The organism is Stenotrophomonas sp. JAI102 (genome assembly GCF_013409105.1).
GTDB classification, from domain to species: domain Bacteria; phylum Pseudomonadota; class Gammaproteobacteria; order Xanthomonadales; family Xanthomonadaceae; genus Stenotrophomonas; species Stenotrophomonas maltophilia_AA.
This window is the reverse complement of sequence record NZ_JACCCI010000001.1, coordinates 1119726-1135833: the sequence shown is the minus strand read 5'-3', so window position 1 is coordinate 1135833 and position 16108 is coordinate 1119726. Positions and strand designations below refer to the sequence as shown.

The 16108-nt window shown below is 68.0% G+C and carries 11 protein-coding genes; 8 read left to right on the top strand and 3 right to left on the bottom strand.

Features of this window, described 5'->3' with window-relative positions:
• Positions 1-18 precede the first annotated feature (18 nt).
• Genes carB through HDC96_RS05220 form a run of 3 tightly spaced genes read left to right on the top strand, consistent with a single transcriptional unit; the run spans position 19 to position 4660 of the window.
• Positions 19-3261, top strand: a complete 3243-nt coding sequence (carB, locus tag HDC96_RS05230) for a carbamoyl-phosphate synthase large subunit (RefSeq protein ID WP_179459045.1) — start codon at positions 19-21, stop codon at positions 3259-3261.
• A gap of 8 nt (positions 3262-3269) precedes the next feature.
• A complete protein-coding gene (gene greA, locus HDC96_RS05225; RefSeq protein ID WP_179459625.1) occupies positions 3270-3734 on the top strand; it encodes a transcription elongation factor GreA in 465 nt (154 codons plus the stop codon).
• A gap of 5 nt (positions 3735-3739) precedes the next feature.
• Positions 3740-4660 carry a phosphoglycerate mutase gene (locus tag HDC96_RS05220; RefSeq protein ID WP_179459044.1) on the top strand — a complete coding sequence of 307 codons (921 nt, stop codon included), beginning with the start codon at positions 3740-3742 and terminating at the stop codon, positions 4658-4660.
• A gap of 50 nt (positions 4661-4710) precedes the next feature.
• On the opposite strand, the gene HDC96_RS05215 is transcribed toward HDC96_RS05220, so the two are convergent.
• Positions 4711-5820 carry a DUF1176 domain-containing protein gene (locus HDC96_RS05215; protein ID WP_179459043.1) on the bottom strand — a complete coding sequence of 370 codons (1110 nt, stop codon included), beginning with the start codon at positions 5818-5820 and terminating at the stop codon, positions 4711-4713.
• Positions 5821-6030: 210 nt separating this feature from the next.
• Between HDC96_RS05215 and recJ the strand changes: the two genes are divergently transcribed.
• Together recJ and HDC96_RS05205 are read left to right on the top strand one after the other, a co-directional pair.
• Entirely contained in the window at positions 6031-7695 is a 1665-nt protein-coding gene (gene recJ, locus HDC96_RS05210) for a single-stranded-DNA-specific exonuclease RecJ (RefSeq protein ID WP_257018647.1), read from the top strand.
• Complete coding sequence (locus tag HDC96_RS05205; protein WP_179459042.1) at positions 7688-8377, top strand: hypothetical protein; 690 nt, start codon at positions 7688-7690, stop codon at positions 8375-8377. Before recJ ends, HDC96_RS05205 begins: the two co-directional genes overlap by 8 nt.
• A gap of 28 nt (positions 8378-8405) precedes the next feature.
• On the opposite strand, the gene HDC96_RS05200 is transcribed toward HDC96_RS05205, so the two are convergent.
• Positions 8406-9455, bottom strand: coding sequence for a DUF1176 domain-containing protein (locus tag HDC96_RS05200; protein WP_179459041.1), 1050 nt, complete (start codon positions 9453-9455; stop codon positions 8406-8408).
• 148 nt (positions 9456-9603) lie between these two features.
• Here HDC96_RS05200 and HDC96_RS05195 point away from each other — a divergent pair, with 148 nt between their 5' ends.
• Positions 9604-12483, top strand: a complete 2880-nt coding sequence (locus HDC96_RS05195) for a VIT domain-containing protein (protein ID WP_179459040.1) — start codon at positions 9604-9606, stop codon at positions 12481-12483.
• Positions 12484-12487: 4 nt separating this feature from the next.
• Here HDC96_RS05195 and HDC96_RS05190 read toward each other — a convergent pair whose 3' ends face one another.
• Positions 12488-13714: an acyltransferase gene (locus tag HDC96_RS05190; RefSeq protein ID WP_179459039.1), complete on the bottom strand. Its 1227-nt coding sequence runs from the start codon at positions 13712-13714 to the stop codon at positions 12488-12490.
• A 175-nt stretch (positions 13715-13889) separates the two neighbouring features.
• On the opposite strand from HDC96_RS05190, the gene HDC96_RS05185 reads away from it, so the two are divergent.
• Positions 13890-14759, top strand: coding sequence for a LytTR family DNA-binding domain-containing protein (locus HDC96_RS05185; RefSeq protein ID WP_179459038.1), 870 nt, complete (start codon positions 13890-13892; stop codon positions 14757-14759).
• A gap of 97 nt (positions 14760-14856) precedes the next feature.
• Positions 14857-15982, top strand: a protein-coding gene (gene prfB / locus HDC96_RS05180) for a peptide chain release factor 2 (protein ID WP_179459037.1) whose coding sequence is annotated in 2 segments (ribosomal slippage) — positions 14857-14931 and positions 14933-15982 — 1125 coding nt in all. Because the reading frame shifts where the segments join, the coding sequence is not laid out codon by codon here.
• Positions 15983-16108 lie beyond the last annotated feature (126 nt).

The following is a 16108-nucleotide window of genomic DNA, read 5'->3' as shown; positions in this document are numbered from 1 at the left end:
CCAGACTTAGAGAAGACAATGCCCAAGCGCACTGACCTTAAAACCATCCTCATCATCGGTGCCGGCCCGATCGTCATCGGCCAGGCCTGTGAGTTCGACTACTCCGGCGCGCAGGCCTGCAAGGCGCTGCGCGACGAGGGTTACCGCGTGGTGCTGGTCAACAGCAATCCGGCCACGATCATGACCGACCCGGAGATGGCCGACGCCGTCTACATCGAGCCGATCAACTGGCAGACGGTCGAGAAGATCATCGCCAAGGAAAAGCCCGACGCGCTGCTGCCGACCATGGGTGGCCAGACCGCGCTGAACTGCGCGCTGGACCTGGCCGACAACGGCGTGCTGGAGAAGTACAACGTCGAGCTGATCGGCGCCAAGCGCGATGCCATCCGCATGGCCGAAGACCGCGAGCTGTTCCGCGTGGCCATGGGTGAGATCGGCCTGGAGTGCCCGTCCGCCGCGGTCGCGCACACGCTGGAAGAAGCGATCGAGATCCAGACCCGCGTCGGTTATCCCACCATCATCCGCCCCAGCTTCACCCTGGGCGGCAGCGGTGGCGGCATCGCCTACAACCGCGAAGAGCTGGTCGATATCGTGACCCGCGGCCTGGAGCTGTCGCCGACCACCGAAGTGCTGGTGGAAGAGTCGGTGCTGGGCTGGAAGGAATTCGAGATGGAGGTGGTGCGCGACACCGCCGACAACTGCATCATCGTCTGCTCGATCGAGAACCTGGACCCGATGGGCGTGCACACCGGTGACTCGATCACCGTGGCCCCGGCCCAGACCCTGACCGACAAGGAATACCAGCGCCTGCGCGATGCCTCCATCGCCGTGCTGCGCAAGATCGGCGTGGATACCGGCGGTTCGAACGTGCAGTTCGGCATCAGCCCGACCACCGGCCGCGTGGTCGTGATCGAAATGAACCCGCGCGTGTCGCGCTCCTCGGCGCTGGCCTCCAAGGCCACCGGCTTCCCGATCGCCAAGGTCGCGGCCAAGCTGGCCGTGGGTTACACCCTGGACGAATTGAAGAACGAGATCACCGGCGGCCTGACCCCGGCCTCGTTCGAGCCGTCCATCGATTACGTCGTCACCAAGATCCCGCGCTTCGCCTTCGAAAAGTTCCCGGCCGCCGATGCGCGCCTGACCACCCAGATGAAGTCGGTGGGCGAGGTGATGGCGATGGGCCGCACCTTCCAGGAGTCGCTGCAGAAGGCGCTGCGTGGCCTGGAAACCGGCAAGATCGGCCTGGACCCGACCGGCCTGGACCTGTCCAACGAAGACGACATCACCACGATCAAGCGCGAGCTCAAGGCCCCGGGCCCGGAGCGCCTGTTCTTCGTCGGTGATGCATTCCGCGCCGGTTTCAGCGTGGAAGACGTGTTCGCCCTGTCGCACATCGACCCGTGGTTCCTGGACCAGATCGAAGAGATCATCCAGGCCGAGGCCGGGGTGGCCGCCGATGGCATCGATGCGCTGGACGCCGCGCGCCTGCGCAAGCTCAAGCGCGCCGGTTTCTCCGATGCCCGCCTGGCCGAGCTGACCGGCACCAACGAAGCGGCCGTGCGTGCGCTGCGTCGTGCCCACAAGGTGCGCCCGGTGTACAAGCGCGTGGATTCCTGCGCCGCCGAGTTCGCCACCAGCACCGCGTACCTGTATTCGACCTATGAGGACGAGTGCGAAGCGGCGCCGAGCAACCGCGACAAGATCATGATCCTGGGCGGCGGTCCGAACCGCATCGGCCAGGGCATCGAGTTCGACTACTGCTGCGTGCACGCGGCACTGGCGCTGCGCGATGATGGCTTCGAAACCATCATGGTCAACTGCAACCCGGAAACCGTCTCCACCGATTACGACACCTCCGACCGCCTGTACTTCGAGCCGCTGACGCTGGAGGACGTGCTGGAGATCGTCGAGCTGGAACAGCCGAAGGGCGTGATCGTGCAGTACGGCGGCCAGACCCCGCTGAAGCTGGCGCGCGCGCTGGAAGCCAACGGCGTGCCGGTGATCGGCACCTCGCCGGACTCCATCGATCTGGCCGAAGACCGTGAGCGTTTCCAGCAGCTGGTCGACAAGCTCGGCCTGAAGCAGCCGCCGAACCGCATCGCCCGCAACGACCAGGAAGCCCTGCTGCTGGCCCGCGAGATCGGCTACCCGCTGGTGGTGCGCCCGAGCTACGTGCTGGGCGGCCGTGCGATGGAGATCGTCTACGGTGAATCCGATCTGGCCCGCTACGTCCGCGACGCGGTGAAGGTCTCCAACGATTCGCCGGTGCTGCTGGACCGCTTCCTCGACAACGCCGTGGAAGTGGACGTGGACATCATTGCCGACAAGGACGGTAACGTGCTGATCGGCGGCGTCATGGAGCACATCGAAGAAGCGGGCGTGCATTCGGGCGATTCGTCCTGCTCGCTGCCGCCGTACTCGCTGTCCGCCGAGACCCAGGCCGAGCTGCGTCGCCAGGTCGTCGAGCTGGCCAAGGCCCTGAACGTGGTCGGCCTGATGAACACCCAGTTCGCGATCCAGGCGGGCGAGAACGGCGAAGACATCGTCTACCTGCTGGAAGTGAACCCGCGTGCATCGCGCACCGTGCCGTTCGTCTCCAAAGCCACCGGCATGCCGCTGGCCAAGATCGCCGCGCGCTGCATGGCCGGCAAGACCCTCGCCGAGCAGGGCGCGACCAAGGAAATCGTGCCGGGCTACTACTCGGTGAAGGAAGCGATCTTCCCGTTCGCCAAGTTCCAGGGCGTGGATCCGATCCTCGGGCCGGAGATGCGCTCCACCGGTGAGGTGATGGGCGTGGGCCGCAGCTTCAGCGCCGCCTTCGCGCGTGCGCAGGAAGCCGGTGGCATCAAGGCGCCGCCGCTGGGCAAGGCCTTCGTCTCGGTGCGTGATCCGGACAAGAAGCGCGTGCTGCCGGTGGCCAAGGCCCTGCTCGAGCGCGGCTACACCCTGGTCGCCACCCGTGGCACCGGCGCGTGGCTGCAGGAGCACGGCATGGACTGCGAGATCGTCAACAAGGTCGTCGAAGGTCGTCCGCACATCGTCGATTCGATCAAGAACGGCGAGATCGTCTACATCGTCAACACGACTGAAGGTCGCGCGGCGATCAACGACTCGTTCTCGATCCGTCGCGAAGCGCTGCAGCATCGCGTCACCTATTCGACCACCATCGCCGGCGCCATGGCGCTGGTGCAATCACTGGAATTCCGCGGGACCGGCCCGGTCTGGTCGCTGCAGGAACTGCACAAGGAGTTGAACGCATGAGAGCACCGATCACCCTGAAGGGCGCGCAGCGTCTGCGCGAAGAGCTTGACCACCTGAAGTCGGTCAAGCGCCCGAAGGTCATCGCGGCGATCGCCGAGGCACGCGAGCACGGCGATCTCAAGGAGAACGCCGAGTACCACGCCGCGCGCGAGGAGCAGGGCTTCATCGAAGGCCGCATCAAGCAGCTGGAAGGCGAGCTTTCGCATGCCGAGATCATCGACATCACCAAGCTCAACGCCGGCAGCAAGGTGGTGTTCGGCGCCACCGTCGAGCTGTCGGACGTGGAAAGCGAAGAAGAAAAGCGCTACCAGATCGTGGGTGACCTGGAAGCGGACATCAAGCTGGGCCTGATCGCGATCTCCTCGCCGCTGGCCCGTGCCTTGATCGGCAAGCTGGAAGGCGATGCGGTCACCATCGACGCACCGGCCGGCCAGCGCGAGTACGAAATCGTCAGCGTCCAGTACCTGGACTGACGGCGATGGCCACGGCGACGTTGTTGCTGCCGGCGCGCAGCCGGTTTCCGGCGGCGCCGCTGCCCGATGACGTCGCCAGGGCGCTGGGGCGTGCGGAACGCCGCAGCGTCGAGGCGGGCGAGCGCGCCCAGCTGCGTCGGCACTTCCAGGCGCAGCCGGACGCGTGGTCGGCCGCAGCCCTGACCCGGCAGCTGGATGTCGGCGACGCCGACGGCGCGGTGTGGCTGCGGGCCGATCCGGCCAACGTGGTGCCGGACATGCATGGCGCACGCCTGATGGGGCACGGGGATACCCTGCGGCCCGATCTGGCCGATGTCATGCATCTGCTGCCGGCCTTGCAGCCGTTGTTTGCCGGCTACGGTTTCGTGCTGGATGCCCCGGTGCCGTCCCGCTGGTATCTGCGCCTGCCGGCCGGCACCACGCTGCCGGTATTCGCCGAGCCCGATGAAGTGCTCGGCGATGATCTGTTTGCCCATCTCCCTGAAGGCGATGCGGGCCGCCGCTGGCGCGCCCTGCTGACCGAGGCGCAGGTGGTATTGCATCAGCACGCGAGGAACCAGCAGCGCGTGGCCGATGGCAAGCGGGCGATCAACTCGTTGTGGTTCTGGGGCGGCGGTGAGCTGCCCGAACGCGTGACCACCGCGCATGCCCAGGTCCGCAGCCGCGATGCGCTGCTGCAGGCGCTGGCCAAGGCGGCAGGCCTGCAGGCCGATGGCGAGCAGACCGTGGATGCCCTGGTGGACCTGCGCCAGCTGCGTTCGCTGGAGCAGTTGGGTAACGAGGCGATCCGGCCGCTGCTGGCGGCGATCGCGCGGGGGGAATTGACGCGGCTGGTCCTGGATTTCGAGGACGGCACGTGCGTGGAGATCGACAAAGGCCAGCGCTGGCGGTTCTGGAAGAAGCCGGTGCAGCTGCACGACACCTGAGTGCAGCGCCGACCGAGGGTCGGCGTTCGTGCCTCTGGCCAGCCCTGGGCTCAGCGCAGTTCCGTCTCGAACGTGGCCAGGTGCCAGAAGCCGCCCGGCATGGCCCGGCACAACCCGGTCACGTATTCGCGGCTCACCACGAACCGCGTGCCATCCCATACCCAGTAGCGCCCGAACCCGCAGCGGCCCAGCGTCCGCTCGTCCCTCTCTTCGTAGAGCACCGCGTCCGGATGCCTCAGGAACACGTGCGCGGTGCTGACCAGCGCCGGCTCGAACGGCGGTTGCGCGCGGATCACCCAACTCGGCCCGCTCGCGTAGTAGCCCGGCCCGTGGCAGGTCATGGACGCCAGCAGGTGCGCCGGGTCCAGCCGGTGCACGTCCAGTGACGTCGATTCAACCCGATCCTCCTGCCATGCGCACACCGCCTGCATGTCGCGGCCGGCCAGCAGCGCGTCCATCAGGTCCTTGCGTTCGGCAAGCGCCGCATCTTCCGGCCGCGTTTCCGCCAGCGGTGGCGGATTCTTCAGCACCGGCCTGGGCAAGGCTGGCGGCACACTCGACTCTGGCCGGGTGCCGCGTTGGATCAGCGCGCCGGGGGTGTCAAGCCGGTCCTGCGCCGCGTCCATCTTCAGCAGCATGGCCGTGGCACCGCGGTTGGAGATGGGCCAGGCGCTGCCGGCCGCATCAACGATCGCGATGGGCGCATCGCGCCGCAGCGCCACCAGCAGCGCGTCTACCTGTGCTTGGCTGAGCGTGGCCGGTGCCTCCGGCTGCGTGGGAACCACCGTGCCCAGCGCACGGCCGTCCACGCGCAGCTGCAGCGCGCCGCTGGGCCTGGGCGCCGGCGTCTTCTCTCCGGCGTCTCCGTATTCGGCGCCGTCCACGTAGCCCAGCATCGCCGTGACCCGGGTGTCCGGCCCGCCGACACGTTCGAACAGCAGGCTGAAGGCAATCGGTGCGTCGGCAGTGAACCCGGCGGCGCGGCAGGTACGGGTGTTGTCACAGGCCAGCAGCCAGTCGTGCTCGAAGAACGACGTACCCAGTGAAGAAGCCGCTGCGGCGGCGACCGGTGCCAGTGAGAGGGCCATGGCGAGGCGCAGCGGCAATGCAGAGAAAGACATGAAAAAGCCGGGTGGAAGCCGGAGGGGAGTATCCGTCATCGGCGCATGAACGGGAACGCACGTGTCGACCGATGTACCCGCAGAGCAGCTACCGGAGCCAGCCGGTATCATGGCGGCACTCTCTGCAACCCGGCGATGCCGATGTCTTCCACCGCCGCCGCTGCGCCGCTCGCCGCTTCCCCGACCACCACGCACGCCGTCACCCTGCAGCGTCGCGACGCCGTGCCCGTGGCCGGCTGGCCCGAGGACATGCTGCCGCTGCTGCAGCGCCTGTACGCCGCACGCGGGGTCACCGATGCCGCGCAGGCACAGCCAAAGCTCGCCCAGCTGCATGCGCCGGATCTGCTGGGCAGCATGCAGGACGCGGTGGAACTGCTGGCCGGGGCGATTGCCAGCAACGCCCGCATCCTGGTGGTTGGCGATTTCGACTGCGACGGCGCCACAGCGTGCGCCGTGGGCGTGCGTGGGTTGCGCATGCTAGGGGCGTGCGACGTGGTGCACGCGGTGCCGAACCGCGTCCTGCACGGGTATGGATTGTCCCCGTCGCTGGTGGCCGACCTGGCGCACCTGCAGCCGGGCCTGCTGGTCACGGTCGATCACGGGATCGCCTGCCACGCCGGCGTCAACGCGGCCAAAGCACTCGGCTGGAAGGTACTGGTCACCGATCACCATCTGCCCGGCGAGCACCTGCCGCCCGCGGATGCGATCGTGGACCCCAACATCAGCGGCGATGCATTCCCAAGCAAGGCGCTGGCCGGCGTCGGGGTGATCTTCTACGTGTTGATGGCGCTGCGCCGCCACCTGCGCGGGCAGGGCGCGTTTGCCACGACGCCGGAGCCGGACCTGCTGACCCTGCTGGATCTGGTCGCGGTGGGTACGGTCGCCGATCTGGTCGCGCTGGATGACAACAACCGCGCCCTGGTCTCGGCCGGCCTGCGCCGGCTGCGCAGCGGCAAGGGCTGCGTCGGGCTGCAGGCGCTGATCGAGGCCAGCGGGCGCGATGCCTCGCGCCTCACCGGCAGCGACATCGGTTTCGCGCTAGGCCCACGTTTGAATGCGGCCGGCCGGCTGGAAGACATGGCGCTGGGCATCGAGCTGCTGCTCACCGAAGACCGCGCCCACGCGCGTGAGATCGCCACGACACTGGAATCGATCAACACCGAGCGCCGTGCGGTCCAGCAGTTGATGACCGACGACGCGGAACTGGCGGTGTCCCGTGCGGTGCTCAGTGCCGAGGGTGTGCGTCCAGTCGCCGCCTGCCTGTTCGATGCCGAGTGGCATCCGGGCGTGGTCGGCCTGGTCGCCTCCAAGATGAAGGATCGCCTGCATCGCCCGGTGATCGCCTTTGCGCCGTCCGAGCCGGGCGGTGATTCGCTGCGTGGCTCGGCGCGCTCGATTCCCGGCTTCCACATCCGTGATGCGCTGGCGCTGGTCAACGCCGCGCACCCGGGCCTGATCGACAAGTTCGGTGGCCACGCCATGGCCGCCGGCCTCAGCCTGCCGCATGCGCAGCTGGCCGCGTTCGAGCTGGCCTTCGTGGACGTGGTGGAGCGCACGCTGGATCCGCTCTCGCTGCAGCAGCTGCTGCTCACCGACGGCGAGTTGCTGCCGCAGGAGCTGGATTTCGCCCATGCCGAGGCCCTGCGTCTGGCCGGGCCGTGGGGGCAGGGCTTCCCCGAGCCGCTGTTCGATGGTCACTTCCAGGTGGCGCGCTGGCAGGTGCTCAAAGAGAAGCACCTCAAGCTCAGCCTGCGCGTGCCGGGCCGCCCCGAGCCGGTCAGCGCGATCCACTTCAGCGGCTGGACCGGCAATGCGCCGGCCAACCACGTCCACATCGCCTATCGGCTGGTCAGTGATGACTACCGGGGAGGCGGCGCGATCCAGCTGATCATCGAGCACTGCGCGGATGCTTGACCTGCGCCGCAGCCTGTTGTTGTCGGCCAGCCTGTTGCTGTCCTCGCTTTCCCTTTCCGCAGACGCCCACATGCTCCCATCGCCCACCGAACGTTTCGACCTGCAGAGCCGCATCGTGCTGCAGGGTGACGAGACTACACGCACCGAACTCTCCGCCCGCGAGGGCTTCGAATTCCCCGACCTGGAAGGCTCGCGCCAGAGCGTGGCGTGGCTGCTGCGGCACGAACTGGCCGCACGGATCGAGGGCGGAGACGGCGCGTCCACCGGTCCGATCACAGTCGATGACGCGGTTGCCGCGGTGATGGCGCGGCTGAGCAGGACCCGCTGCGTGGCCACGGACTACCAGCCCTCGGACGACCCGGACGATTACCGGGATGCGGACGATCAGTCCGGCGCGTTGGCGTACACCTGCCAGCTGCCCGATCCCGCAACGCTGCGCCCCGTGTATGCAGCGCTGCGCGCGACCCAGGACGGTCCGGATCGGCATCAGGCCGCGCAACGTCTGCTTGCTGCTTACGTCGAACAGCTGTCCAGCGCACCGGACCGGCCTGTGCACGCACACCACGCCGTATTCTCGCGCCCGTACTCGGCCGACCACGCCGTCATGCAGAGCATGGCGATCATGGAGACGATCCTTCCGGCGCTGTTCCCCTTCGACGGCTGGGAAGACGACGACGGCTGAGCGTCGCCGCGCATGGCTGTGTGATGTTTTACTCCTGGACCTCGGTCACCAGCGTCGGCATTTCCCAGGCGCCACCGGCGGCCACCAGGCGGCACAGGCCGGTGCTGCTGTCGGCGGTCCTGACGAACTGCGTGCCGGTCCAGCCCCAGGTCGTGGAGTACCAGCAATCGCCAAGGCCACGGCCCTTGTGCGCCTCCTGGATGGTGCGTACGTCATCACCCACGGCTGCCGTGGTGACCAGCCGCGGCTGGTACGGCGCGCGGTCGTTGATCACCCAGTAGCCGTCACCGGTGTTGTACGCGGCGCGCCAGCAGCTCAGCGACACCAGCAGTTTGTCGGCGCTGAGCCGCTGCACGGTCAGTGCCTCGGGTTCACCATCCGGCGACAGGCTGCCGCTGGGTCCCAGCGCTTCGCAGTCGTCGGCCGAGGTCATCGCTGCGAGGGCGGCGCGCAGCGCCGGTGATGCGGCCAGCGCCTCGTCCGCCGGGCGGGTCGCCACCGGCTTGCCCAGCTGCACGACCGGCACCGGCAGTGCGGGCGGCACCGAGGATTCGGCAAGGGTGCCTTTTCGCATCAGTGCGCCCGGCGTGCCCAGGCGGCCCTGGAACGCATCCATCTTCAACAGCACGGCCGAAGCCCCTTTATCGGACACCGTCCAGCGCGCGCCGTCGTCGCCGATCAACTCGATCCGGCTGTTGCGTGCCAGCGAAGCGAGCAGGGCCGCGAGCTGCTTCGCGGAAAAGGTGGCGGTGCCCTCGGCGGCATCGAACGTCATCGGGCCCAGCGAGGCGCCATTGATCTGCAGGCTGAGCCGCTGGGTGGAGGTGTTGTCGTCGTACTGGCCCAGCATCAGTTCGGCCTGCACTGGCTGGCCCGGCCCACCCGCGCGGGTGAGCAGGATCGAGACCGGGTCGCCACCATTCTCATCGGCCTGGTAACCGGCGGCGCGGCAGGTGCGGGTGTTGTCGCAGGCCAGCATCCAGTCGCGGTGGCCGAACGTCACGCCCTCAACGGGGGCGGCGGCGTAGCCGGGCAGGGCAAGCCCCATCAACAGCGGGGCGGTCAACAACAGGCGCATGCGGCATCCTTGGTCCATCAATCCGTGGAGGGCGATCTTGGCCCAGCACGGGTGAGGCGTCCATGACCGGAACAGGCGGTTGCCAGCGCTCAACCCCGTTGTTGATCGCCGCGCGTTCAATGGAGTGTCATCGGATCAGGAGCGTCACATGGGACTCGCACTGCGCAGTATCGGTCTGCTCGCTCTTCTGTGCTGGCAGTCGCCCAGCGTCCACGCCCAGGCGCGGCGTTTCCCGCCGCCACGGCCGCCGATCCTGCAGGTGGCGGGCGCCGAAGTGCCGGTGCGGCTGACCGAGGCCCGTATCGACAGCCGTGTCATGGCGGGACTGGGTGAAACCACGATCGAGATGACGTTCCACAATCCCAATGCCCGGGTGCTGGAAGGGCAGCTGGCGTTCCCACTGGCCGCGGGCCAACAGGTGGCCGGGTTCGCACTGGATATCGGTGGTGAGCTGCGCGACGCGGTGCCGGTCCCCAAGGCGCAGGGCCGCCAGGTCTTCGAGGCGATCGAGCGTCGCCAGGTCGATCCAGGGCTTCTGGAGCAGACCGCTGGCAATCAGTTCCGACTGCGCCTCTATCCGATCCCGGCGCGCGGTGAGCGTCGCGTCCGTCTGGTGCTGCGCGACAGCCTGCCGACCGTACCGCAGGGCCTGCAGTGGTCGCTGCCCGTGTTCTTTGCACGGCAGGCGGAGCAGGTAACGGTCCGGCTGGAGGCCAGCGGGACGGGCAAGCCGGTCGCCGTGGGGGTCAATCCACTCGGGTTCACGTTGAAGACCCGCGCCTATGCGGCGCAGTGGAAAGGGCGGGGCGCGGATCTGCCGGCACAACTGCAGTGGAGCCTTCCGCTCGCGCGCAGCACTGACGTGGTCACTGGCCTGCATGAGGGGCAGCGCTATCTGCTGGCCAGCGTGCCGGTTCGCACGTCCACCGCTGCGCGTGTCCTGCCTCGGCGCATCGGCCTGCTCTGGGATGCATCGGGCTCGGCCGGTACACGCAACGGTGCGGCGGAACGCGCTGTGCTGGATCGCTACTTCCGGGCCCTCGGCACCGGCCAGGTCCAGTTGACCGTGCTGCGTGACCGCAGCGAAACGCCGCGGGAGTTCACCATCAACAAGGGCGACTGGTCGGCACTGCGCGAGTACCTGCGGGCGCTGCCCAACGATGGCGCCAGCGCACTGGGCGACTGGACCCCCAACCCCGCCATCCGCGAGTACCTGCTGGTCAGCGATGGCCTGGCCAACTACGGCAGCCAGACGCTGCCCACGCTGTCGCGCGATCAACGCCTGTATGCGCTGAGCAGCGCCGGTGCGAAGACCGACACGCCGCGCCTGCGCGCCTGGACCAGCGCCCATCATGGCCAACTGCTGCAGGTGAGCAGCGAGGCGGAGGTGCCAGGCGTGATGCCGCTGCTGCTCCAGCAGCCGGTCGAGGTCGCCGAGGTGCGGGCACGTGGCGTGGAGGACGTGAACGTGGATGCCTCCAGCGCCACGCAGGGTTGGATCCGCGTCACCGGTCGCGTGCTGCGTCCCGATGCGACGGTGCTGCTGTCTCTGCGCGGTGGCGGCAGCGATCCGCAGCCGATCACCCTCGACGTCGCGAACGCACGTGGGGTGGAAGGCGGCCTGGTTGCCCACGCGTGGGTGAATGCCCGATTGGCCGCACTGGCGGCGGACCCGGCCGGGGCGCCGGCGGCCAAGGCGCTGTCGCAGCAGTTCGGTGTGGTGACCGCCGATACCTCGCTGCTGGTTCTTGAAACGTTGGAGGACTACCTGCGTTACGGCATCCGTCCGTCTGCACCCTTGCGCGCGGCCTACGACCAGCGCCATGCAGTGACGGTGGCGGACCTGGCAAGCGAGCGGAAACGCCGCCTGGATGGCATCGCCCGCCAGTTCGCCGAGCGCGAGCAGTGGTGGAATACCCGCTGGCCCAAGGATGCGCCACCGCGGCCCAAGCCGGACGTGCACGCCGTCGCCGCGCCAGTCGCCATGGCGATGGCCGCGCCACCGCCGGCACCTGCGGCGCCGATGGCGCTGGACCGTGTCGAGCTGACTGCCTCGGCGGTTGCCGATCAGGCAGAGGCCACCACTGAACGTCGCGCCAAGTCGGCACCCAAGGCCAACAGCGGCCAGATCACCCTGACGCTGGCGCCGTGGGCACCGGATTCGGCCTATGCACGCCGCCTGCGCGATGCCACGCCGGCGCAGCTGTATCCGCTGTATCTGCAGGAGCGCGAACAGCACGCCGGCAGCAGCGCCTTCTATCTGGACGTGGCCGATCAGCTGCTGGCCAGCGGACAGCGTGATCTCGCGCTGCGCGTGCTCTCCAACCTGGCCGAGATGGACCTGGAAAATCGCCACGTGCTGCGCGTGCTCGGCTACCGCCTGATGCAGGCAAAGGCGCCGGCGCTGGCGGTGCCGGTGTTCCGCCAGGTGCTGGCGATGGGCGAGGAGGAGCCGCAGAGTTTCCGTGACCTGGGCCTGGCCCTGGAAGCAGCCGGGCAGTACCAGGCGGCGGTGGCGTCGCTCTATGAGGTGGTGGTCCGGCCGTGGGATGGCCGCTTCGACGGCATCTCGCTGATCGCGCTGGATGAACTGACCCGGCTGATCGCACGGGAGCGCGTCGACGCCTCGGCCATCGACCCGCGCCTGCGTCGTGCGATGCCGCTGGACCTGCGCGTGGTGCTGAGCTGGGACAGCGACAACAGCGACATGGATCTGTGGGTCACCGATCCCAACGGCGAGCGCGCCTACTACGGCAACCGGCTGACCTACCAGGGCGGGCAGATGTCGCAGGACTTCACCGGCGGCTACGGCCCGGAGCAGTTCTCGTTGCGTGATGCCAAGCCGGGCACCTACAGGATCGAGGCGAACTACTTCGGCAGCCGCGAGCAGCTGGTCACCGGTGCCACCACGCTGATGCTGCGGCTGAGCACGAAGTGGGGCAGCCGCGACCAGCGCGACCAGCAGGTCACGCTGCGCTTGAAGGACCGGGCGGAGACGGTGCTGGTTGGGGAGTTCGAGGTGAAGTAGCTGCTCAGCTCGTTTCCGGTGATCCCGCCGCTGCGCCACGGGTGGCGGGACGCATCGGCGGCAGCCGCTGCCGGCGCAGTCCGAAAAGAGGGCGCAGCCAACCAACGCGCCGGATCAGCCCTTCGTGCAGCAGCAGGCAGCCCGCCACGGTTCCGGTCAGGACCAGCAGCGGCTCCCACCACGGCCCCAGCTGCAGCGGCTTGAGCCAGAACAGCAGGGCGATGATCAGGCTCTGATGCAGGATGTACCAGGGATACACGGCCTCGGTGCAGTACGGCAGCCAGCGGAACGGGCGATCCAGATGCACCTTGGCCCAGCCGAGCAGGGTCAGCAGCACGGCCCACAGATACAGCGACTGGCTGGCCATCACCTGCAGCGTCCAGATGCTGTCCGGCCATTGCCGCAGCAGCGAATCGGCAGGCAATACCCGCCCCAGGATGCGGATGCCGAAGTACCAGCCCGCCGCAATGACCGCCACCCACAGGGTGATCCGGCGCAGGTCGACCACGCGCGCCCAGAACGGAGTGGCGCGGGCCAGCAGGTAGCCGGCCAGGAAAACCGTGCCGTACTTGGCGTGCTGGTACCAGTCGCCGAACAGCAGGTTGGTGGAGGGGAACCGGGGATCGAGCCAGGCCACCCAGCCAAAGGAGAGCAGCGTGGGCAACCCGATCAGGATCGGCGCCGGCGCCCGGGCGAAGCGCTCCACCGCGCGGCGCACCGCAGGGGTATCCAGCACCGGCATCAGCAGCGCCAGCACCAGTGTGTAGACCCACAGGTAGGCCAGGTACCACAGGTGGTTCCAGGTGATGCGCAGCTGCCAGCCGGCAAACGTGTCCTGCGGCCAGGCCGGCATCTGCCAGTAGCGCAGCAGGAAGGCGCCGAAGCCGGGTTCGATATGGACGTTGGTGAGCGCCTCGGCATAAGGCTGGATCGGCACCACCACGGCCATGCCGAACAGCAGCGGCAGCAGCAACCGCCACGTGCGCAGCATGGCAAAGCGCGCGATGCGCGTCTCTGGCCGCATCAAGGCGATGGCGATACCCGAGAGCAGGAACAACAGCTGCATCCGCCAGCGGTTCACCAGCAGCATCGGCCACTGCAGCCACTCGGCGGTGTAGTCGCTCTTGAGATGGAACCCCCAGCCGTCCACGTAGGCCATGGCGGTGTGATAGAGGATGAGCAGGGCGAAGGCGAGCACGCGCAGGGCGTCGATGTCGTGGCGGCGTGGCATGGACGGGGCAGGCAGGAAAGGAGGCTGCACGGTGCGCAGTCGCCGCGCGGTCTGCCATGGCGAAGGGGCCTGCCGCCGGGGGCAAGTGACGAATGGCGGTCGCCAAGGGACGGGTGGGGCGCACTACCATGGCGGGATGAGTCAGGCTGACGACCCTTTGCGAATGGACGATTCAATGGCGAACGGACGTGCCGCGCGGTGGCGGCCGGGTGCGCGGATGCTGGTGTGGTCGGTGATCCTGCTGACCACGGCGGTGGCCAATGCGCTGGTGGAAGTGATGGATGCGGGCCGCCGTGGCGAAGACCTGGGCCTGTGGCAGCCGATGATCTGGGAGCTGAGCAGCGTCACGATGATCCTGCTGACGCTGCCGGTCCTGTGGTCGGGCTGCCAGCGTTGGCCGCTGCACGCCGATACCTGGAAGCGGCGGCTGCCGCTGTACCTGCTGGCCAGCGTGGGGTGGTCACTGGTGCATGTCACCGGGATGATGGGGCTGCGCCATCTCGCCTATGCCGCGCTCGGCTACCACTACCAGGACGATGCCACCTGGCCGGTGCGCCTGATGTACGAGTACCTCAAGGATGTCCGTGCCTTCTTCACCTTCGTGGCGATCGAGCACTTCTTCAGCTGGTTCGGGCGGCGTCGGCAGGGCGAGGCGCATCTGCTGGCCGCGCCGGACGATGCGCCGCCGGTGGACGCCGTGGAGCGTCCGGAGCGGTTCCTGGTGCGCAAGCTGGGCCGCGACTTCCTGGTCGCCACCGGTGACATCGAGTACGCCCAGGCGGCCGGCAACTACGTCAACCTGCGGGTGCGCGGGCATGACTACCCGCTGCGCAGCACCATGGCGGCGCTGGAAGAACGATTGGATCCGGCCCTGTTCGTGCGCGCCCACCGCAGCTGGCTGGTGAACGTGCGGCACCTGGTCTCGATCGAGCCGCTGGACGGGGGCGAGGCCCTGCTGCACATGGACGATGGAGGCCGGATACCGTGCAGTCGCCGGCAGCTGCCCTCGTTCCGGCAGGCGCTGGCTGTGCAGGGGGCGGCGTGAGGTCAATGCGCACGGGGGCCGGCACCCCGCGGGCTTGGCCGGGCAAGCCCCGGATAGGCTATGATGGACAGTCTTTTCGCACGCATTAATCGCCGACATGATCGAGCTCAATCCTGTCCGCCAGCGCATCACCGATCTCACCGATCGCGTGCTCTCGCTCAGGGGGTATCTTTGACTACGACGCCAAGAAAGAGCGTCTGGAAGAAGTAACCCGGGAACTGGAAAACCCGGATATCTGGAACAACGCCGAGTACGCCCAGAACCTTGGCCGGGAACGCGCCAATCTGGACAAAACCGTCGGCGGCATCGCCACGATCCTCGACGGCCTGACCGAGTCGGGCGAACTGCTGGAACTGGCCGAAAGCGAACAGGACGAAGAAACCGCCCTGGCCGTGGTCAGCGACCTGGACAAGTACCAGAAGCACGTCGAACAGCTGGAGTTCCAGCGCATGTTCTCCGGGCAGATGGATACCGCGGCGGCCTTCGTCGACATCCAGGCCGGTGCCGGCGGTACCGAAGCCCAGGACTGGGCCGAAATCCTGCTGCGCATGTACCTGCGCTGGTGCGAATCGCGCGGCTGGAAGACCGAACTGATGGAAGTCTCCGGCGGCGACGTCGCGGGCATCAAGTCGGCCACGCTGCGCGTGGAAGGCGATTACGCGTATGGCTGGCTGAAGACGGAGACCGGCGTGCACCGCCTGGTGCGCAAGTCGCCGTTCGATTCGGACAACCGCCGCCACACCAGCTTCACCTCGGTGTTCGTGTCGCCGGAAGTCGATGACAACATCGAGATCGATATCAACCCGGCCGACCTGCGTACCGACGTGTACCGCTCCTCCGGCGCGGGTGGCCAGCACGTCAACAAGACCGAATCGGCGGTGCGTATCACGCACATCCCGACCAACACGGTCGTGGCCTGCCAGACCGGCCGCAGCCAGCACCAGAACCGCGACAACGCGATGAAGATGCTGGCCGCCAAGCTGTACGAGCTGGAAATCCAGAAGCGCAACGCCGAGCGCGACGCGGTGGAAGCCACCAAGTCCGACATCGGCTGGGGCAGCCAGATCCGCAACTACGTGCTCGACCAGAGCCGTATCAAGGACCTGCGCACCGGCATCGAACGCTCCGATACGCAGAAGGTGCTGGACGGCGATCTCGACGAATTCGTCGAAGCCAGCCTGAAGTCCGGCCTGGCCGTGGGTGCCAAACGCACCGACGCCTGACCGTCGGGGCCGCCACGCGCGGCCCCGATCCGTTGTGCCCGGGCCGCGCCCGGTTTCGCAATCCGCCCCGACCATCGGCATGATGGCGGGGACCGTACCTCCCCCCGACATACATAGACCCACGCC